The organism is Nocardia exalbida NBRC 100660, from assembly GCF_000308575.1.
Classification (GTDB): Bacteria; Actinomycetota; Actinomycetes; order Mycobacteriales; family Mycobacteriaceae; genus Nocardia; species Nocardia exalbida.
On record NZ_BAFZ01000042.1, the window covers coordinates 22796 to 41999 of the forward strand.

A 19204-nucleotide genomic window follows, 5' to 3' on the forward strand; every position below is an offset into this window, starting at 1 on the left:
CAACGTCACATGAACTCGTCGAGTCCGTGCGGCCAACAAGCAACGGGACCTCAGTGCGCGAGTCGCTCCAGCCGGTGGTGCAGCTCGCCCGCCCAGTCGACGCCGCCCAGATGCTGGTAATCCACCCAGAGCGCGTCGAAGACATCGCGGCCCTCGGAGATCCATCCGCCGCGCTTGTCCGCCTCCAGGACCACGCTCATACCGGTCTCGGTCGGGACGAAAGTCACCTCGAGCTGGTTCAGGCGGGGTAGCGCGGCGAACCGGCGAACTCGATCTCCTGGTAGAACGGCAGCGTCTGAGGTGTGTTGTGCACCCGTCCCGATTCCACGTCCGCGCTGCGCAAGTGGAATCCCAAGCGCTCCACCGCTTCCAGCAGCACGTGCTGGGCGGGCAGCGCGCCGACGCCGATCGGGTCGGTGTCGGCGGCGTCCACCGCGCCGTGGATCTCCACGACGGTGCGCAGCGACACCACCGTGCCGGGCAGGTGCCTGCCGTTGTAGAACGTGATCGGCGTTTCCATCGGCGCGCGGGCCGCGAAGCGGAACTCCGGCACCGCACCCACGGGCAGATGCAACGGCCCGTGCACCCCGGTACGGCCGAACGCGATATCGCGCAGGCCTTCGTGATCGTCGTACTCCTGCTCGGCCCTGGTCACGAACTCGACCGCCACCTGAGCGATTTCCTGCGCGACCGCCCCACCCCGCAACCGGATCACACCCTCGACGGTGCCCCCGGGCTGCACACCCGGCGTGAACAACTCGGTCTCCACCTCGGCCCCACCGACCCCGGCCGCCGCCAGCAACTTCTTGAACATGGTCCGCAGTCTCCTCGCCACTGCCGAAGGAAACCTTGGCGTTTTCTTGTGTTGTGGGCAACCTCACCGCACGACCTCGTGTGTGGCCCCTCATAGGTGCGGCCACCGTAACGTGATCGAACTTGGAATACTCGATGACGCAGCACATTCCGGTACTCGACGTTGCTGCGATATCGGAGTCACGAGGTGCCCGAGCCTCCTGACTCCAGAAGGGGGTGGGTATGCGACAGTCGGCTGGAGGATGGGCATCGTCGGTGGCGCTACTCGTGGCAGGAACAAGTCTGTGGGGGTTGTTCAGTGCCGGGCTCGCCTTGCTGGGGTCGAGCGGAGCGGGGCCGACGGTGGCGATGGGCGCCGCGATTCCTCTGCTGGTAACAGCCGCGGTCACTGGTCGGCGACCAGGCCTCGCACTGGGCTCGTACCCGCGAATCTATATCCAACTGGGTTTGCTCGAGGCGCTGAACATTTCCCTGTATGTCGCTGCCTTGACCATCGGCCCTGCACCCGTAGTCGTCGCGCTGCACCTGGTCTCTCCGATCATGTTACTGGTCCTGGCCATCGTCACCGGGAAGCGGACGATGAATCTCCGGATCGTGGTCGAGCTGCTCCTGCTGGCTTCCGCCATCGTTTTGGTCGCCGCGCGGCCTCGGGCGCAGATCGGTAGTGGCAATGCACTGATCGGTTGTGCTTTGGCACTCGGTAGCTCGGCCGCGGTGACCGCGTTGATCGCGCTGGTGGCCCGGGAGTCTCAGGACCGCGACCCCATCGTGTCGGCCGGGCTGCAACTGGCCGTCGCGGGCGTGCTCACCGCGCCTTTTCTGACGATGACCACTTGGGAGTGGGAACGAATGCTGGCCGAGTTGGGGCTCGGCGCAACCCTGCTCGGTCCGGGATTCGCGCTGTACTGGCGAGCGATGCGGCGTCTCAGCGCGCCGATCGCCGGTGCGCTCGGTGTGAACGAGGCGGTCGTGGCCTCGATCGTTGTCGTGGCACTGGACAGATCGCAGCTCTCGCTGCCGACGGTGCTGGGTGGCATTCTCGTCGTCGCAGCGGTACTGCTGGATGCCGAGAGCGGATATATTGACGGTCGACGTCCGGACGGGTGAGCTGTAAGACCCACTAGGGCAATGAGTTTCACCGTTCTCAAGGGGGCACTATGTCATACGTCGACGACCGTATCGGTCTTGCTGCCGACTGGTTCGGCAGGAATCTGGTCCAGCACGACGAGGGGTATGCGGGCTGGGGATGGTCGCCTGACGTGCCACCCAATCCGCAGGACACCGCCGAGGTCGTGTGCGCGTTATCCCGTGTGAACCGGCCTATGCCGGAAGCAACAGCGGTACTAGCACTGGTGCGGCGCGACGTGGTCCGCCACAGCACTCGCGGCGAGTGGGAGTTCCATGCGCCGGTAGACGCGGCGTGGCGGCTGCGTGCCCTGCGATGCTTCGGTGTGGCCGGCACAGACGCCGATCTGATTGCCTGCCGCAACTCGTTGCTTGCCGCACAAGATGCCGACACAGGTGGTTGGTCGCTGGCCGACGGTGTCTCCGCGGTTTCGGTGACGGCCACGACCGCAGCGATCCGGGCGCTGGTGGAGTTGTCCGCGTCAGACGACGAGGCTGCGCGAGCCGCGCTGCGCGGCACCACCTTCCTGGTGTCCGCAATGCTCGCCGAAGACCCACGGGTCGACCCGAATTACGCGGCGGCGCAGATCGCGAGTCTGCTGGCGGTACCTGAGATCGCGGGGCTCGGTGGTACCCGGGTGCGCCGAGCCCATGAGTTGGCGACCGAAAGAGTGCTCAGCGCGTTGGACACGGGCCTCGGCAGACTCGAGGAAGAACAGATACGCCGCGGCAGCGTGGCACAGACCTGGCATCACGCTACGTTGCAGCTGTCGGTAGCGGCGCTGGCGACTTCGGGTGAGCGATGTATCTTCCACCCGACCTTCCGCAGGGCGTTCATCGAACTGCTCGACTATCAGCAGTTGTCACCGATCCACCGAGATCGCGGTGGATTCCGCACGTCGCGTGAAGGGTTCATCACCTCGTATGCGACCGCGCAGGCCGTGCATGCCCTCGCTCAGGTACGGTCCCAGGTCGGCGAGTGGGTCAACCCCGCGAGAGTTTTCGACATGTTGTGCCGACACGAAGGTGTTCATCACACGGACCCGCAGGAGGTCGTCCCGGTCGGTCGTGCACCGATGGTGATGAACAGCCCCGCAGGAGCGGCGTTCTTGGCGATGGGCGCCGCGTCGGGTTCCACCATCGTTACTCTCGCCTTGATATTCGCCGGACGATCGGGAGAGATCGCCAGTCGAGCTCTGGTTTCCTGGGGCTTGATCTTCGTCTTCCTCGGAATCTATGGTTTTGCGGCCACCAGGTTGAACTCGATTCCCAAAGGCAGAGTCGCAGCCGTGGTATTTGCCGCGTTCACGGCAATCGTGTTCCCTGTCGTCGCTTTTCTGCTCGCGTAGCCTGTCCGCCCGACGCCCGCAACGAAAAAGCCCCGAGACGAGCAGTCTCGGGGCAGACGTCGTGCCTGGTTCAGCCGGCGGCGGTGTCCGGGATGCGGACGGGCACGGCCTCGGGGCGGCTGCCGTGGGGGACGCCCTTCTTCAGGCTGTGGGCGTAGACGTCGACGTATTCCTGCCCGGTGAGCTGCATGAGCTCGTACATGACCTCGTCGGTGACGGCGCGCTCGACGAATCGGTTGCCGCCCATGCCTTCGTAGCGGGAGAAGTCGATGGGCTTGCCGAACTTGACCGTCACCTTCCTGCGGCGCCAGCGGAACGGGCCGGGCGGGCTGACCTCGTCGGTGCCGATGACGGCGACCGGGATGACGGGGACGCCGGTCTCCAGCGCCAAGCGGGCCAAGCCGGTCTTGCCCTTGTACAGCCGGCCGTCGGGGGAGCGGGTGCCCTCCGGGTAGAGGCCGACCAGACGGCCCTCGTCGAGCAGCTTGCGGGCGGCGTTCAGCGCGTCCTCGGCGGCGTCGGCTCCGCTGCGGTCGATCGGGTACTGACCCGAGGCGCTGAAGAAGAACTTCTGGAACCGGCCCTTGATGCCCGGGGTGGTGAAGTACTCGGCCTTGGCGAGATAGTTGATCCGCCGCGGACTCAGCAACGGAGCGAACAGCCAGTCGGCGAAGGAGAGATGGTTACCCGCCATGATGGCCGGCCCGTCCGCCGGAATGTTCTCCACACCCTCGACCGTAGGCCGGTTGTAGAGATGAATGAACGGTCCCAGCAGCACGTACTTCAGCAGCCAGTAGAACATGACGTCCTTCCCCCGGGACCGGGATAGTTGCGGGCACCTGCTTCAAATGCCGACTTTACCGCTGGTACAAGATCACATCCAACCGCAGCGGCGAATCTCACCACACTTCGGCGCCGACGCCGACCGATGGCGAGCATCGGCGTGTCGCGCCGGACCACGATCCTCGTGGCCTGCGCTGTCAACGGCCGGTCCGCGCGATGCGGGCGGATTTGCCCGCGCCGGAGGGCAGGGCGGCCCTGGCGAGATCGGCGGCGCCGATCATGCCCGCCGCCTCGCCGAGCTGAGTGGTCCGGATGCGGGCCAGCGGCCGGTGCCCCGCACCGGTGATCGTGCGCGCGTACTCCTCACGCGCCTCGTCCAGGAACAGCGGCGCCGAACTGCTGACCCCGCCCGCGATGACCACCAGGTCGGGATCGAAGATGTCGCTGACGAACGCCAGCCCGAGGCCGAGCCAGCGCGCGAAGTCGGCCATCACCCGCGCCGCGAGCGGATCGCCGTCCTGCGCGGCGCCCGCGACCCGCCGTCCGGTCAGCGAGCCGGGATCGCGCGCCACGTCCCTGGCGAGCACGGAGTGCACCGTGTCGCTGGCCAGCATCTCGATCGCGGTCTCGGCCAGCGCGGTTCCGCTGCAGTAGCGCTCCCAGCAGCCGTGCTTGCCGCACGGACAGGGCCGCCCCTGCGGAACGACTTGCAGATGACCGAGTTCCGGCGCGACACCGTGCGTGCCCCGGTACAACTGGCCGTCGATCAACAAGGCGGCGCCGATGCCGGTGCCGATCGCGATCAGCACCACGTTGTGGCCGCCCGCCGCGGCGCCGAACCGGTATTCGGCCCACATCGCCGCGTTGGCGTCGTGTTCCAGGATCACCGGCAGGTCCAGCCGTTCGGTGAGTCGCTGGGCGACCGGCGCGTCCTGCCAGGGCAGGTGCGGGGCGAACCGCACGGTGGAGCGATCACCGTTGATGAACCCGGCGACCGCCAACCCGACCGCGCCGATGGAATGCCGGCCGGACAGGTCGCGCACGGCCCGGTCCAGCGCGTCCTCCAGCGCGCGGGCGGAATGCGGCGTCGGCGCCTGGACCGTGTCGAGCACCTCGCCGCTGTCATCGATCACCGACGCCCGAATGTTGGTGCCGCCGACATCTATTCCGACGGTCAGCGGTCGTGTACCGGCCATCTGGTGCGTCATACCTTGATCGTCACGGGAATGTCGACGTAACTGGGGCCATCGCCGTCCTCGCCTGGACCGTGCCGGTGCGGCGCACCGGTTTCCGGGTCGGCGTCGGTGGGCATGACCGGCTCGACCGGCACCCCCGCCAGCGCTTCGCGCAGCACGGTGACGATCGCGGTGCCGTGATCGGCGACGGCGGCCAGCACGTCGTGGTGCTCCCCGCGCACGAGCGCCGCGGCCGCGCACACCGGGCACCAGCTGCAGCCGGTCCACTCGGCCTGGCCGTCGGCGGCGCGCCGCAGCACCGGCTCGACCCGTTCGAGCACCGCCTCGGCCAGCAGCTTCAACTCCTCGGCGAGTTCGCTGATGCCGTCCGGCGCGCTGTGGCGGCCTGCCTCGTGGCCCTCGGGCGGGTGCGGATCACCGGTCATGGTCGTGACTTTCGGACGCCTGCGCCCACACCCGCGGATCGGGCCGGAAGCGGACCACCAGATACCCGTCATCGAGCTCGGCGCCGTCGACCGTGCACCGCCGCAATACCGGCGCCAGGCGCACCCGCCGCCGGACACCGTCCGCTCCCACGATCAAATCGTCCTCCACTCGGCCAAGGCGCAACGTGGCGGCGTCGACCACCGGCAGGTGCATGCGCAGCGCGTACACCGACTGCACCCCGGTGCCGGATTCCCGCAGAACCAGCGGTTCGCCGGAACTCGCGTCGACCTCCGTCTGATTGTCGCTCAGCATAAGCGCAGCGTCACCGGTGTCGCCCGCCGAGTCCATCGCGTACGACAGCGCGGCCAGCGAGTTCAGCCCGATCGGCTCGGCGCCGGTGTGCTGCGCGACCACCACCGGGATACCCGGCATCTTGCGCCGCAAATCGGCGATGACATCCGATTGCTCACCGCGCCGGTTCGAATACCAGTGCACCGCCGGATGTTCGGCCGAACTCGGTTCGGCGGGCGGCGCGAGATCGGGCAGCACCTTGTTCACCACCACGGCATCCAGTCGCAGGCCCAGCAGCGCCGCGGCGGAACGCACCCGCTCCGATTCGGCCACCGCCACCCGCTCGGCGACGGTGATCAGCCGCGCCCCGGTGCGCCGGTGGTCGGTGAGCAGATCGCGAACCTCGGTGACCGCCTTGACGATCCGTTCGACCGTGGCCGCGAGCACGGCGCGGCGCAGGTCGGTACCGATGGCGCTCATCGTCCGCGCGTGCGGCGGCCACATCCGCTCCAGGTAACCGAGCAGGGTGGCGGGCGCGGTGACCAGGCGCAGCATGTCCGCAGACGGCGGGCAGTCGACGACGATCAGATCCCAGTCGTCCTCGGCGGCGAACTGGGTGATCTCCACCAGCATCAGCAGTTCCTGCACGCCGGGCAATCCGGTCAGCTCCGCCGGATCCAGCGCGGCGAGGTCGAAACCGTGCTCGTGCCCGCGGCCGGTGGAGATCAACCGCACCACATCGCGGAACCGGTCCTCGAGCAGCGCGAGCGAATCGATCTCGATCACGTCCAGGCCCGGCAGCACGGTGGCGACGCCGGTGACGGTGCCGGGATCGTGCGGGAAACGGAAGCCGAGCGCGTCGCCCAGCGAATGCGCCTGATCGAGCGAGGCGATCAGCACGCGACGGCCCGATCCGGTCTCGGCCATGGCGGTGGCACACGCGAGCGTGGTCTTGCCCACCCCACCCTTGCCGATGAACAGTTCGACCCGGGTCTTGTGCGCGGTCAGCCTTCGACCCGTTTCTTCAGTTCCTTCAGCGCGGTGTCGGTGATCACTTTCTCGGCCTTGCGCTTGAACATGCCGATCATCGGGATGTTCAGATCGACGGTCAGCGTGTAGACCACCTCGGTGCCGCCGTCCGGCCGATCGAGCAACTCGTAGGTGCCGTTCTGGGCCTTCTGCAACTCGCCGCTGAGCAGCCGCCAGCTGACCGCCTTACGGTCGGCGCGCCAGTCGTAGGACAGGACGTAGGTGTCCTTGACCACCCCGGCGTCCAGCACGAACCGGGCGGTCTCGGCCAAGCCGTCCGGTCCCGTCTCCAGCACCTCCACCGACTTCGCCGCCGATACCCACTCCGGGTAGGACTCCAGATCGGCGATGACGGACATCACCTGCTGCGACGGGGCCTCGATGACGATTGATCTCTGGGTCCTGTCGGCCATGCGGACAGCGATTCCTTTCAGCGTCGGTGCTGGTAGATCAAGACAGGGCCGCGGGAGCGACGCCGGCCGGGCGACCCGACTCCAGCCGGGACTTCACTTCGAACGACATGTTCTTGCCCGCGACCCGGCGCGCCCGGTTGGCGGCGGCGAGCTTGCCCACCGGCAGCGGGGGCTGCGGTTCGGCGTGCAGGAAGTAATGCAGGATCACCCCGTCGAGCGAGGGCTCCAGCCACACCTCCATGGTTCCGGTCAGTCCCCCGGACACCGACCAGCGGATACCCTTCTCACCCCGGTTCTCCCGGACCTCCAAGTCCAGGTCCGGCCACCAGCGGCGCCACTGGTTCGGGCCGGCCAGCAGGTCGGCCACGGCGGCCCCCGATGCGGCGACGAAGGTCTGATCTGCGACCTGGATACTGCTCACTCCGCTGAGCGTAGTAGATGCGACGCGGATCACCGCAGCAGCTGTCGCAGGCGCGCGCCCAGGGTGTCCCAGCGCCACTGCTGCTCGACGAACGCCCGGCCCGCCACGCCCATCCGCGCGGCCGCGTCCCGATCGGACAGGATCTCCACCAGGGCGTCGGCGATCTGCTGCACGGAGCGGCCGTCCACCACCCGCCCGGTCCTGCCCTCGATCACGGTCTCCGGCGCGCCGCCGGAATTGCCAGCCACCACCGGGACGCCGGACGCCGAGGCCTCCAGGTAGACGATGCCCAGCCCCTCCACGTCCAGACCGGCCCCCTGGTCCGGCAGGGCATCGCGAAGACGTCCGCCAGCGTGTGATGCGCGGCCAGCTCGCCGGACGGGACGCGGCCGGTGAACACCACGTCCTCGGTGACGCCCGCGGCGACCGCGAGGGTACGCAGCTTGTCCTCGAAGGGGCCGCCACCCGCGATCACCAGGACCGCTCCGGGCACTCGCTCGCGGATAGCGCGCATGGCCAGGATCAGTGCGTCCTGCCCCTTGCGCGGCACCAGCCGCGACAGGCACAGGATGGTCGGACGGTCGCCCAAGCCGTAACGCTCGCGCAGCTCGGCACGCGCCGCCGGATCCGGGCGGAACACCTCGGTGTCCACCCCGGGCGGCAGATACTCCAGCGCCGCGTTCGCCCCGAACGCGGACGCGAACCGGCGGCGGGTATAGCGGCTGACGTAGGTGACGACGTCGGTCTGCTCGCCGATCACCCGAAGCGCCTGCCTGGCTCCGGGCAGCATCGACCAGCCGACCTCGTGGCCGTGCGTACTGGCCACGATGCGTTCGGCGCCCGCGCGACGCAGCGCGGGCGACATCAGCGCCAGCGGTGCCGCCGCCCCGAACCAGACCGTGTCGCACTGCTCGCTCCGCAGCAGTCGCGCGGCGCGGCGCAGCACGAGCGGAGTCGGCAGCATCAGCGTGGTGGGATGGCGAATCACCTGGAACTTCTGCTTGGCGTCGAACTTCAGATGACTGTCGCCGCGCCAGCGCGGAGCGTAGACGACCAGGTCATCCGGCGGCAGCTCACCGGCCAACGCCTGCAGATACGACTGGATACCGCCCGGCCGCGGCGGGAAATCATTGGTAACCAGCAAAGTTCGGGCCATGCGCAACAAAATACTGGGTTGGATTTGCCGCGACTGCGTCGCGGCGTGTTCGCGGCCCCTTTGTGGCTCGCGTCCGAGCGAGCGCCGCTTGCTCCTTCGTCGCGTACGCGGCGGCCACTCGGACGCGAGCCGGGCTGTGTTGGTTTTTCCAGCGCCTGCGGCGCTGGGTGTTCGCGGCCCCTTTGTGGCTCGCGTCCGAGCGGCCGCCGCTTGCTCCTTCGTCGCCTACGCGGCGGCCACTCGGACGCGAGCCGGGCCGCGAACGGCGCATGCTTGGTCTCGCTTCGCTCGGAACCGGGAGTTGGGGTGCGCTGGGCGCGTGGGGGGCGTGAGTTTTGGGCATCGTGGACGCGGCTCGTGGTGGTGGTCCTGGTGACCGGTGATCAGTCACGGACGCGATAGCCGTGGGACGCGAGCTGGGCCGCGAACGGCGGATGCTTGGTCTCGCTTCGCTTGAAACCGGGAGCTGGGTGCGTCGGCATAGTGCACGCGGGTTGGACCGGCTGGCTTTCCAGTTGGCGGTATTCGTTGGTCAACGCTTGTGCGGGGGCGGGTTGGTTCGGGCGGGGCTGGGCCGGTCAGTCCCAGCTCGACACGGCTCTTCCGTTGCCTGTGCCGTCCGCCGACCCTGCCTAACGGTGGGGGCGCGGCGTAGAAGCAGTGCGCGATTCGCGGGTTGCGGAGGTGGGGTCAGGCGGTCCTGGCTCGTACCCACTCGCGCCAGTCGTCGACGAACTCGGTGCGGGTGGTGCCGAGGACTTCGCGGAGGATGCCGTCTTCGGTGGTCGGGTCCTGTTTGCCCGCCGCGATGCGGTGGTAGAGCTGGACGAGGTGCGGACGGTCGTATTTCTCGGCGACGAATGCGCAGATCGACCAGGCCTTTTCGTAGGTGAAGGCGGCGTCGGGGCCGGAGAACTCGGCGTCGGCGGGCAGATCGGCGGGGATCCGCCCGGCGTGGGCATGCGCGGTGAGGGTGGGGGCGATGTCGGCGAACCGCTGGCCTTCGCCGTGGTGCGCGGTGTAGTCGGCGAAGCCTTCCAGCATCCACAGCGGGGCGCCGTCGACGGTGGCCGCGCGCGCGGCGATGTGGGTGAGTTCGTGCCGCAGCAGGGTGGCCATGCCTTCGGGATCGAGGCGGCGCCCGGTGTCGGGACCGAAGACGACACGCTGGCCGGTAGGGCGGCTGCCCTCGGTGAACGGGTCGGCGACCGAGGCGGCGGCGACTTCGGCGGGCAGGAGGTCGGGCGAACGCAGCAGAGCCGCGAACTCCGAAGGCGACGAGGCGACCACGACGAGCGCGGACTGCGCCCAGCCGGGACCCCAGACGTCGGTTACCGCGGCGGTGGCATCGGCGAGTTCGCGCTCCAGCACGTCGATTTCGATCCGCTGGTCGGAATGGCCGACGACCAGGGATTGCCGTCCGTCGCCGGTCGGCACCTCGCGGGCGACGATGGAGCCGAACGGTTCGACGATGCGCCGCACCTCGGCGAGCCTGGGATCGGCGGCCGCCGCCTGACCCACCGCCTCGGTCGTTCCCGGTTCGGCGGCTCGCAGTTTCGGTAGCACCGTGTTCGGCAACATGATCAGCGCGACGCACACGCCGGTGAGCGCCACCACCATCGCGACGGTGAGGCAGAACTCGAATCGCCGCCGCGCCGACCACCAGTCGCGCGATTTCCGCATGCCGGTCATCGGCGCACGCCGTCCGGCGACATGGCGCCGCGGTGTCGTGCGGTGGCGGAGGCGCCGTGTCGACCGCGCCGGTCGCTCACGGCCCGTAGCCGGTCGGTCGTGCCTGGGGTAGTGCGGTGCCGCTGCTTGGCTCGCTCACACGGTCTAGTATCGCCGAGCCGAATGGAACGGTGTCGAGCCCATGGGCGCGACCGCGACGGGCACGCCGAAGGTCGAGGCGTGCAACATGAGTCCGTTTCCCGCGTAGATGCCGACGTGCGAGATGTCGGAGTAGAAGAAGACGACGTCGCCGGGCTGCAGCTCGTCCTTGGAGACCGGGGTGCCGTAGCTGGCCTGCTGCGAACTGGTTCGCGGCACGTTCTTGCCGACCTGCTTGAAGGCCCACTGGACCAAACCGGAGCAATCGAACTGGTCCGGGCCGGTGGCACCCCAGACGTAGGGGTCGCCGATTCGCGTGAGTCCCGCCGCCAGTGCGCTGGTGCCGCTGCCGGGAACGAGACCCTGCAAGAGGGTGTCGCGGTCGAATCCGGGCGGGAACGGCGATCCGGCGAGGGCCGACTTGTCCTTCGCCGACAGCGTGCCCCAGGCCTGCACCACCTGGGCGATGGCGCCACCGAGATCACTGCGCTTGTGTTCCAGATCGATGCGCACCGCCTCGGCCTTCTGCGCGGCGGAGCGGGCCGCGTCGGAGGCGGTGCGGGCCGCCGATTCGGCCGCGGTGGCGGCGTCGGTGGCCTTCTCGTAGTGGTCGAGCTGCTCGGAGGTCTGCGCGGATACCACGTCCAGCGTGGACATCTGGTCGAGCAGTTGCTGCGGTGAGTCGCTGACCAGCACGGCGAACAGGCGGTTGGTGCGGGCGCCCTGGTAGGCGGCGATCGCGGTGCGGTCGATGACCGGCTGGTACCGGCGGACCTCGTCGCGGGCACGGTTGACCACGTCGGTACTGGCGGCCAGCCGGGCGTCGGCGTCGCGCTGCACGGCGAGTTTCGCCTCCAGCTCGGCCTCCGCTCCCAGTGCCTGCTGGTTGAGCTGCTCGGACTGATGAGACAGATCGATCATCCGCTGCACGGCTTCGGTGGCCGTCGAGGGAAGTGCTACCGGATCGGCTCCGGCCGGACCGCCGCCGTAGAGGCCCGCGGCCAGGATTCCGGCTGCCAGCGTCCCGCCCACCAGACGTTTGGTCTGCTGTCTCCGGTGATGTTCAGCCACAGCCCGCGGTGCCCCGTTCTCTCGTGAAGCGATCTCTCGTGAAACCGACGCAGAGTCCTTCGCCGAAACCGAGGTTTGCGTCGGCGAACCGCGGGTAATCGGTGGAAGGTCTCGGTTAGGTTACGGAACGGCCCGCATCGCTGTCCAGTAGAGCACGGAACGATCACGGGCCGTTGGTGCGGTCGGGCCGCGATACAGCGGCCCGACCAGCTGCTCGTCAGAAGCGGCGGGCACCCGCGACCGGCATGGAGGAGATCGGCGCGACCTTCACGGGCTGACCCGAGGTGGACGCGTGTACGACATTGCCGTCACCGGCGTAGAGGCCGGAGTGGCTGCCGCCGTAGAACGAGACGAGGTCGCCCGGCTGCAGATCGTTCAGCGAGACCGGGCTGCCCGCGGACAGCTGCGCGCCGCTGGTACGGGGCAGTTCGACGCCCGCCTGGCGGTAGGACCACTGGACCAGGCCGGAGCAGTCGAACGAGTTGGGGCCCGCGGCGCCGTAGACGTACGGGGAGCCGACCTTGCTCATGGCCGCGTCCAAGGCGATCTCGCCGGAGCTCTTGGGGGCGGCGAAAGGAAGGGGGGCGGGGCCGGGCAGCTCGAGGCCCGGCAGGGCCGGCGGGACCGGGATCTCGTTGGGAACGTCGAAGGTTCCCACGCCGGGGAGGGTCACCGGCTGGGCCGACGCGGGGGCTGCGGGCAGCAGGAACGCGCCGAGAGTGGCAGCGCCGACGGCCCCGGCGGCAACAGCGCGCTGTGCGTGACGCTTGACGGCGTTGGTCGTCATGATGCGGAACTCCCAATCTGCCTCACGACGCCGCACCCGGTGGTGCCGCGGACTTCGTCTGGGCCGCACCGGTTGGCGCGGCGGACTCCGTGAGGTCTCGAAAAGGTTACGAACACATCACGGTGATTTGTAAAGGCCGGGCAATCCGAAAAGCGTCCGCTCAACAATTGCGCGGTCCAAACGCTGTGAGATATCTCCCACGGAATCACGAAAAGATAACGATGCTGAAATCCCAGGAAAAGTCCGGTTTCGGCGGTCTGCTGAAGCGGACCGGATCGGTCGGCGGCCCCTGGTTGCCCCTGGTGGTGTTTTGGCAGGTAGGTGGCCGGAAAGCACCGTAGGTCACGGCATGGTCGCCCGTTCGTACACCGTAGAGCCGGGAGTGGTGGGCTCGCCTGTTGGTGATCGACTGCATTTCGCAAGACTCGCGGCAATGTTTGATACAGTTTTGTACCTCTTGTGATCTGGGTCTCTTTTCCGCATTTCTAGATCATTTCCCGGGTATCGCCCGAGAATCCCCACGGTGTAATTCGGACATTCGTGGCGGATCCGCGTGCCCGGTTCCTGTCGGACCGTGGCCCTACGCTGCTCGCCGTGTCCGACCCCGCGCCGCGCCCGGCCGTCCAGCAGCTGGCTTTCGACGAGCTCGACACCCCCTTGTACGACACCACCTTCGTGGTCGTGGACCTGGAGACCACCGGGACCAGTCCCGGAGCCGACGGCATCACCGAGATCGGCGCGGTGAAGGTGCGCGGCGGGGAGGTGCTCGGCGAATTCGCGACGCTGGTCAACCCGGGACGCGCGATTCCGCCGGCGATCGTGCACGTCACGGGTATCACCACCGCGATGGTGTACGCCGCGCCGGGGATCGAGGCGGTGCTGCCCGGCTTCCTGGAGTTCGCCGCGGGCGCGGTGCTGGTCGCGCACAACGCCCGGTTCGACATGGCGTTCCTGCGCGCCGCCGCGGCGCAGTGCGACACCCCGTGGCCGGCCGCGCAGGTGCTGTGCACCGTGAAACTGGCGCGGCGGGTGCTCGGGCGCGACGAGGCCCCCTCCGTGCGGCTCGGCTCGCTGGCGCGCTTGCTCGGCGCCTCCACCCAACCGACCCACCGCGCACTGGACGACGCCCGGGCGACCGTCGACGTGTTGCACGCGCTGATCGGGCGAGTCGGGAACCAGGGCGTCCACAGCCTCACCGAGCTGCTGGACTATCTGCCCGACGTCACGCCCCGGCAGCGCTCCAAGCGCGTCCTCGCGGCCGATCTCCCCGCTGCTCCCGGTGTGTATCTGTTCCGCGGTCCTTCCGGCGAAGTCCTATATATAGGTACGGCCGTGAACTTGCGCCGTCGTGTCCGTAACTACTTCACCGGTTCGGAGACCCGGGGCCGGATGAAAGAGATGGTGTCCCTGGCGATTCGGGTCGACCACGTGGTGTGCGCGCACGCGCTCGAGGCGGGGGTGCGCGAACTGCGGCTGCTGGTGGCGCACACTCCGCCGTACAATCGCCGGTCGAAATTCCCGAAGCGGGCCTGGTGGCTCACCCTCACCGACGAGCCGTTCCCGCGGTTCTCGGTGGTGCGCGAACCCACTCGGGACGCGCTGGGGCCGTTCCGCTCCCGCAACGACGCCGCTGACCTGGGCGTGATCATCGCCGAGTTCACCGGACTGCGCACCTGCACGACGCGGCTGTCGCGCGGGTCGGTGCACGAGTGCCCGCCCGCCCTCGTCGGTGGGTGTCCGGCGGGGTCCACGGGCAACCCGCTGGATATGGCGCAGTACGCTGCCGCGCCCGCGCTCGTGCGTTCACTGTTCGCCGGGCACAGCGACGCGCCGATCCGGTCCATCCTCGATCGCATCGAAACCCACGCCCGTGCCCAGCATTTCGAGGCGGCCGCGCGGCTGCGCGATCGTGCGGCGCGGGTGGTGCGGGCGCTGCGCCGTACGCAACGGCTGGCCGCGCTGGCACGCATAGCCGAATTGATCGCCGCGCATCCCGACGGCGACGGCGGGTGGGAGTTCGCGGTCATCCGGTACGGCCGACTGGCCGGTTCCGGCACGGCACCGCGCGGTGTGCCACCGATGCCCCTCGTGGAACAGATCGTCGCCGCCGCCGAAACGGTGATTCCGACGGGGGTTCTCGCCGAGCGTCCGCTGGCGGGGGAAGCACCGATCACCGAAGACGCGCCGCCGTTGCGGGGCGCTTCGCCGGAAGAGGTGGCGCTGGTCGCCCGCTGGCTGTCCCGGCCGGGAGTGCGGATCGTGCGCACCACGGAGGGTTATCGAGAGCCGCTGTTCGGCGCCGCGCGGTGGCTGGGCTGGGCGGAACTGGCCGACGCGGCGGTCCGCGCGCAACCGACCGAGCAGGGCTATCTCGACCGCTTAGGCTGAGCGTCATGATTACCGCGATCGTCTTGATTCACGCCGATAACGGCCGCATCCCCGAGACCGCGCAGGCGGTCGCGGACACCGAGGGCGTCGCCGAGGTCTACTCCTGCGCGGGCGACGTGGACCTGATCGCGATCGTGCGGGTGCGCGACCACGAGCAGATCGCCGAGGTGGTGACCGCCCGGATCGACAAGACGCCCGGTGTCCTGCGCACCACGACGCACATCGCGTTCAAGTCGTACTCGCGGGCCGAAGTGGAGGCCGCGTTCTCGCTGGGCGACTAACCCCGTTCAGATGAACCCGTTCAGTCCTCGACCCGGACGCTGAGCACCGCGAAATAGGCGGCGTCGTTCGGCGCGAGCACTTCGACGACATCGCCCGTGCAGCCCGGCACGTCGTACAGGTGCACGACGCCGTCGGTGCGGTTGCGGATCTCCACATCGGACCCGTCGCCGACATCGAGGCAGCCCGCCGGGTTCTCGTAGCTGAGGCCCGCGGCGAACAAAGCGCCTTCGGCCGCGTTCGCTCCTGGCGCGGCGGCGGCGATACCCGCGGTGGCGAGGACAGCGAGTAGCGCCGGAACGGTGGGTCGCATATATCTGTGCTCCTCGTCGGTCGAACCGGCCGACGCGGTGCCCGACGAACTCGGCGATGCGCCGGATTGCCGCCTCGAACGTTACCGGCCGCGACAGCGCCGATCAGGGCCTTCGTTCAGGTCAGCGTGTCGACCCGCACGCATCGGCCGACCCGCGTCAGTTGTCGCCGAGTGTCTGCGTCAGCTTCGCCCAGCGCTCCAGCAGCGCGGCCGCGTTGCCCGCATCGATCGCCTCGGCGGCACGGTCGATGCCCGCGGCGAGCGCGGCGTGCAGATCCGCGTCCGGATCGCCCGCGCCGCGCGACCAGTCGTAGGCCACGATCGCCGCCGCCGAATTCAGCAGCACCGCGTCGCGGACCGCTCCACCGCGACCGGCGAACACGTCGCGGGCCACCCCCGCGTTCACCTCGGCGTCGCCGCCGCGCAGCGCGTCCAACTCGACCCGGGAGATGCCGATGCGGGTCGGGTCGATGGTGCTCCGGCGCGTCCGTCCGCCCGAGACGATCCACGCCTCGGTGGTGTCCGAGGTGGTGATCTCGTCGAGCCCGTCGTTGCCGCGCACCACCAGGGCGCTCGCACCGCGTTCGGCGAACACCCCCGCGATGACGGGCAGCAGGTCGGCGAACGCGCAGCCGACCAGCCCGGCGCGCGGCTGCGCGGGGTTGGTCAGCGGTCCGAGCACGTTGAACACCGTCGGTATGCCGATCTGGCTGCGGGCCGCCCCCGCATACCGCAGGGCGGGATGGAACACGGCCGCGAAGCAGAAGCCGATGCCGACCTCGCGCACACAGTGCGCCACCGCCTCGGGACCGAGCGCGAGCTTCACGCCGAGCGCTTCCAGCACATCCGCGCCGCCGCTCTTCGAGGACGCGGCCCGGTTACCGTGCTTGACCACGGGAACACCGGCCGCGGCCACCACGATCGAGGACATGGTGGAGATGTTCACCGAACCGGACCGGTCACCGCCGGTGCCGACGATGTCCACCGCGTCGCCATCGATGCGCACCAGCCGGGCGTGGTCGAGCATGCCCGCGGCCAAGCCGGTCAGTTCGGCGGGCGTCGGGCCTTTGATCTTCATGGCGACGCCGAATGCGGCGATCTGCGCGGGAGTGGCGTTGTCGGACATGATCTCGTTCATCGCCCACGACGTGTCGTCCGCGGCCAGGTCGCCACCGTCGGCGAGGACTCCGAGCACCTGAGGCCAGCTGCGCACGCTCATTCCACACTTCTCCCGTCACACCGGTCCACGCACCAGTTTGTCCGCAAGCAGCCTAGTGCGCGACCGGTTATGCCGAAGGGCCCGGTTGCAGGGCGTCCCAGCCGTCGGCGGTGCCGTCGTGGCGCTGGGCGAGGCCGGCCATGCGCGAGCGTTCCTGGGAGCAGTGCAGGGCGTCCAGCAGTTGGACCCGCTGGAGGATCACCGTCTCGAGTTCGTCGCTGCCCGGGCCGCCGACCTGCGGCGCGGGGGAGTAGCCGTCCTGCGCGGCGATCGCGCAGACGGTGGGCACGTGCCGCGGCGGGATGCGCAGGTGATGCCGTAGCACCGCGGGCGCGTCCGGCGTCAGACCGGTCGCGCGCGCCAGCACGGCCGAGCACGCCTCCGTGTCGTCGAAGCAGGCCGCGACCACGACCAGATCCGCTCGCGCCGGGTCCAGTGCGGTGGGCCGGTCCCGCCGGAACAGCCGCCGCCACAGCCGCGGTGCCATATTCGTCTTCATCTCAGCTTCTCCTTACCCTCACCTGTCATGCTGGCCGGGCGTTTCGTCCGCGCTATGCGACCCGTTCCGGGGGTCGCCGGCCCCGCTCGCCCCCAGCCCCGCCTGGTCGAGAGCCCGTCCCTTCCTGCGTTTTCGGACACGGAGGAACGAGTTTCGTACCCGGGTTCGGCTGTCGTACTACGACGAGTCATACTTACCCCCGTGACGACCGCAGTAGGGACCCCAGGATCGGCCATTACTCAGCGTGTGCATTCGCTGAACCGGCCCAACATGGTCAGCGTCGGTACCATCATCTGGCTGTCGAGCGAGCTGATGTTCTTCGCAGGCCTGTTCGCGATGTACTTCGTCGCGCGCGCCCAGGCGCACGGTAACTGGCCGCCGGAGCCGACCGAGCTGAACCTGAAGCTCGCGGTGCCGGTCACGGCCGTGCTGGTCGCGTCGTCGTTCACCTGCCAGATGGGCGTGTTCGCCGCGGAGAAGGGCGACGTGTTCGGCCTGCGCCGCTGGTACGTCATCACGCTGATCATGGGCGCGTTCTTCGTCGGCGGCCAGGGCTACGAGTACACGAACCTGGTGCACGAGGGCACGTCGATCTCCAGCAGCTCCTACGGCTCGGTGTTCTACATCACCACCGGCTTCCACGGTCTGCACGTGATCGGCGGTCTGATCGCGTTCGTGTTCCTGCTGATGCGCACCAAGGTCAGCAAGTTCACCCCGGCGCAGGCCACCGCGGCGATCGTCGTCTCCTACTACTGGCACTTCGTCGACATCGTGTGGATCGGGCTGTTCGCCACGATCTACTTCGTCCGCTGATCGTGGCCGCCGCGCTGCCGAACGCGCGCGGTGCGACCCAGGATCTTTCGCAGAAGTCGGTTCCGTCTACTCCAAAGGGACACAGATGAGTTCATCTCCCCCGTCAGCGCCAGAGCCCGCCAGCCCCGGGAACGGCCAGGCCAGCAAGACGCGCAGGCAGCGCCGCGTTCGCCGTCGCATCGCGGGCGGGCTTGCGCTGCTGGTGGGCCTCGTCGGAGCAGGCTTCCTGGCATCGGCCCTCACGCCGGACCCGCAGCGCGCGACCGCGCACGAGGACCAGTCCGCGCTCATCCGCGAGGGTCAGCAGCTCTACGACACGTCCTGCATCACTTGCCACGGCGCGAACCTGCAGGGTGTCGCCGATCGCGGTCCCAGCCTGATCGGCGTCGGCGAGGCGGCGGTCTACTTCCAGGTGTCCTCCGGGCGCATGCCGATGGCGCGTAACGAGGCCCAGGCGCAGCGCAAGCCCCCGAAGTTCGACGCCCACCAGACCGACGCGCTGAGCGCGTACGTGGCGGCCAACGGCGGCGGTCCGACCGTGATACGCGACGCCGACGGCCAGATCGCCCAGGAGTCGTTGCGCGGTGACGACATCGCCCGCGGTTCGGAGCTGTTCCGGATGAACTGCGCGTCCTGCCACAACTTCACCGGACGCGGCGGCGCGCTGTCCTCCGGTAAGTTCGCGCCGCCGCTGGAACCGGCCAGCGAGCAGCAGATCTACGCCGCGATGCTCACCGGCCCGCAGAACATGCCGAAGTTCTCCGACCGCCAGTTGAGCGCGGAGGAGAAGCGCGACATCGTCGCCTACGTCAAGAACGCGACCGAGGAGCACAGCCCCGGCGGCTGGGACCTCGGCGGCTTCGGTCCCGCGACCGAGGCCCTGGCCATCTGGGTGGTCGGTATCACGCTCGTGGTCGGTGCCGCGATGTGGATCGGATCCCGGTCATGACCGGTCAGCGCCCGGCCATGCCGAAAGGACACAGGTCATGAGCAGTAAGGAGCG

General features: G+C 69.0%; 20 protein-coding genes and 1 pseudogene. 6 read left to right on the forward strand and 15 right to left on the reverse strand.

Going from position 1 to position 19204, the window contains the following annotated elements; translation table 11 throughout:
• Positions 1 to 50 precede the first annotated feature (50 nt).
• Positions 51 to 227 (reverse strand): sporulation protein, encoded by a 177-nt coding sequence (locus ON29_RS36950; RefSeq protein ID WP_245548883.1) that lies wholly within the window; start codon positions 225 to 227, stop codon positions 51 to 53.
• A gap of 11 nt (positions 228 to 238) precedes the next feature.
• A complete protein-coding gene (locus tag ON29_RS09770) occupies positions 239 to 814 on the reverse strand; it encodes a sporulation protein (protein WP_245548884.1) in 576 nt (191 codons plus the stop codon).
• Between the two features lie 254 nt (positions 815 to 1068).
• On the opposite strand from ON29_RS09770, the gene ON29_RS09775 reads away from it, so the two are divergent.
• Together ON29_RS09775 and ON29_RS09780 are read left to right on the forward strand one after the other, a co-directional pair.
• Complete coding sequence (locus ON29_RS09775) at positions 1069 to 1920, forward strand: EamA family transporter (protein WP_217999126.1); 852 nt, start codon at positions 1069 to 1071, stop codon at positions 1918 to 1920.
• A gap of 50 nt (positions 1921 to 1970) precedes the next feature.
• On the forward strand, positions 1971 to 3287 hold the full coding sequence (locus ON29_RS09780; RefSeq protein ID WP_157172726.1) for a prenyltransferase/squalene oxidase repeat-containing protein: 1317 nt from the start codon (positions 1971 to 1973) through the stop codon (positions 3285 to 3287).
• A 70-nt stretch (positions 3288 to 3357) separates the two neighbouring features.
• Here the strand turns inward: ON29_RS09780 and ON29_RS09785 are convergent, their stop codons facing one another.
• From ON29_RS09785 to ON29_RS09830, 10 genes and pseudogenes are all read right to left on the reverse strand, one after another.
• Positions 3358 to 4089: a lysophospholipid acyltransferase family protein gene (locus tag ON29_RS09785; RefSeq protein WP_040865880.1), complete on the reverse strand. Its 732-nt coding sequence runs from the start codon at positions 4087 to 4089 to the stop codon at positions 3358 to 3360.
• Between the two features lie 178 nt (positions 4090 to 4267).
• On the reverse strand, positions 4268 to 5278 hold the full coding sequence (locus ON29_RS09790) for an ROK family protein (protein WP_040865881.1): 1011 nt from the start codon (positions 5276 to 5278) through the stop codon (positions 4268 to 4270).
• Complete coding sequence (locus ON29_RS09795; RefSeq protein ID WP_051175043.1) at positions 5275 to 5691, reverse strand: hypothetical protein; 417 nt, start codon at positions 5689 to 5691, stop codon at positions 5275 to 5277. Before ON29_RS09795 ends, ON29_RS09790 begins: the two co-directional genes overlap by 4 nt.
• Entirely contained in the window at positions 5681 to 6991 is a 1311-nt protein-coding gene (locus ON29_RS09800; protein WP_306307213.1) for an ArsA family ATPase, read from the reverse strand. The genes ON29_RS09795 and ON29_RS09800 overlap by 11 nt, the downstream gene beginning before the upstream one ends.
• Positions 6988 to 7425: an SRPBCC family protein gene (locus ON29_RS09805; protein ID WP_040865883.1), complete on the reverse strand. Its 438-nt coding sequence runs from the start codon at positions 7423 to 7425 to the stop codon at positions 6988 to 6990. The genes ON29_RS09800 and ON29_RS09805 overlap by 4 nt, the downstream gene beginning before the upstream one ends.
• Positions 7426 to 7462: 37 nt before the next feature.
• A complete protein-coding gene (locus ON29_RS09810) occupies positions 7463 to 7846 on the reverse strand; it encodes a hypothetical protein (protein ID WP_040865884.1) in 384 nt (127 codons plus the stop codon).
• Positions 7847 to 7875: 29 nt separating this feature from the next.
• Positions 7876 to 9002 (reverse strand): annotated as a pseudogene (locus ON29_RS09815) (glycosyltransferase family 4 protein).
• A 690-nt stretch (positions 9003 to 9692) separates the two neighbouring features.
• Positions 9693 to 10694 carry a hypothetical protein gene (locus tag ON29_RS09820; protein ID WP_040865885.1) on the reverse strand — a complete coding sequence of 334 codons (1002 nt, stop codon included), beginning with the start codon at positions 10692 to 10694 and terminating at the stop codon, positions 9693 to 9695.
• 144 nt (positions 10695 to 10838) lie between these two features.
• On the reverse strand, positions 10839 to 11903 hold the full coding sequence (locus tag ON29_RS09825) for an NlpC/P60 family protein (protein ID WP_040865886.1): 1065 nt from the start codon (positions 11901 to 11903) through the stop codon (positions 10839 to 10841).
• Positions 11904 to 12120: 217 nt separating this feature from the next.
• Entirely contained in the window at positions 12121 to 12690 is a 570-nt protein-coding gene (locus ON29_RS09830; RefSeq protein WP_040865887.1) for a C40 family peptidase, read from the reverse strand.
• Positions 12691 to 13284: 594 nt separating this feature from the next.
• On the opposite strand from ON29_RS09830, the gene ON29_RS09835 reads away from it, so the two are divergent.
• Positions 13285 to 15078 (forward strand): DEDD exonuclease domain-containing protein, encoded by a 1794-nt coding sequence (locus ON29_RS09835; RefSeq protein ID WP_040865926.1) that lies wholly within the window; start codon positions 13285 to 13287, stop codon positions 15076 to 15078.
• A 5-nt stretch (positions 15079 to 15083) separates the two neighbouring features.
• Positions 15084 to 15359: an Lrp/AsnC family transcriptional regulator gene (locus ON29_RS09840; RefSeq protein WP_040865888.1), complete on the forward strand. Its 276-nt coding sequence runs from the start codon at positions 15084 to 15086 to the stop codon at positions 15357 to 15359.
• A 20-nt stretch (positions 15360 to 15379) separates the two neighbouring features.
• Here ON29_RS09840 and ON29_RS09845 read toward each other — a convergent pair whose 3' ends face one another.
• The 3 genes from ON29_RS09845 to ON29_RS09855 form a co-directional block, all read right to left on the reverse strand.
• Positions 15380 to 15670 carry a hypothetical protein gene (locus tag ON29_RS09845; RefSeq protein WP_040865889.1) on the reverse strand — a complete coding sequence of 97 codons (291 nt, stop codon included), beginning with the start codon at positions 15668 to 15670 and terminating at the stop codon, positions 15380 to 15382.
• A 157-nt stretch (positions 15671 to 15827) separates the two neighbouring features.
• Positions 15828 to 16889: an anthranilate phosphoribosyltransferase gene (gene trpD, locus ON29_RS09850; RefSeq protein ID WP_040865890.1), complete on the reverse strand. Its 1062-nt coding sequence runs from the start codon at positions 16887 to 16889 to the stop codon at positions 15828 to 15830.
• A gap of 67 nt (positions 16890 to 16956) precedes the next feature.
• Positions 16957 to 17388 carry a hypothetical protein gene (locus tag ON29_RS09855; RefSeq protein WP_040865891.1) on the reverse strand — a complete coding sequence of 144 codons (432 nt, stop codon included), beginning with the start codon at positions 17386 to 17388 and terminating at the stop codon, positions 16957 to 16959.
• A 201-nt stretch (positions 17389 to 17589) separates the two neighbouring features.
• On the opposite strand from ON29_RS09855, the gene ctaE reads away from it, so the two are divergent.
• The gene (ctaE, locus tag ON29_RS09860; protein WP_040865892.1) at positions 17590 to 18201 is read left to right on the forward strand and encodes an aa3-type cytochrome oxidase subunit III; all 612 of its coding nucleotides are present in this window, start codon (positions 17590 to 17592) and stop codon (positions 18199 to 18201) included.
• Between the two features lie 85 nt (positions 18202 to 18286).
• Positions 18287 to 19150, forward strand: coding sequence for a cytochrome bc1 complex diheme cytochrome c subunit (gene qcrC, locus ON29_RS09865; protein WP_083863336.1), 864 nt, complete (start codon positions 18287 to 18289; stop codon positions 19148 to 19150).
• Positions 19151 to 19204: the final 54 nt, after the last annotated feature.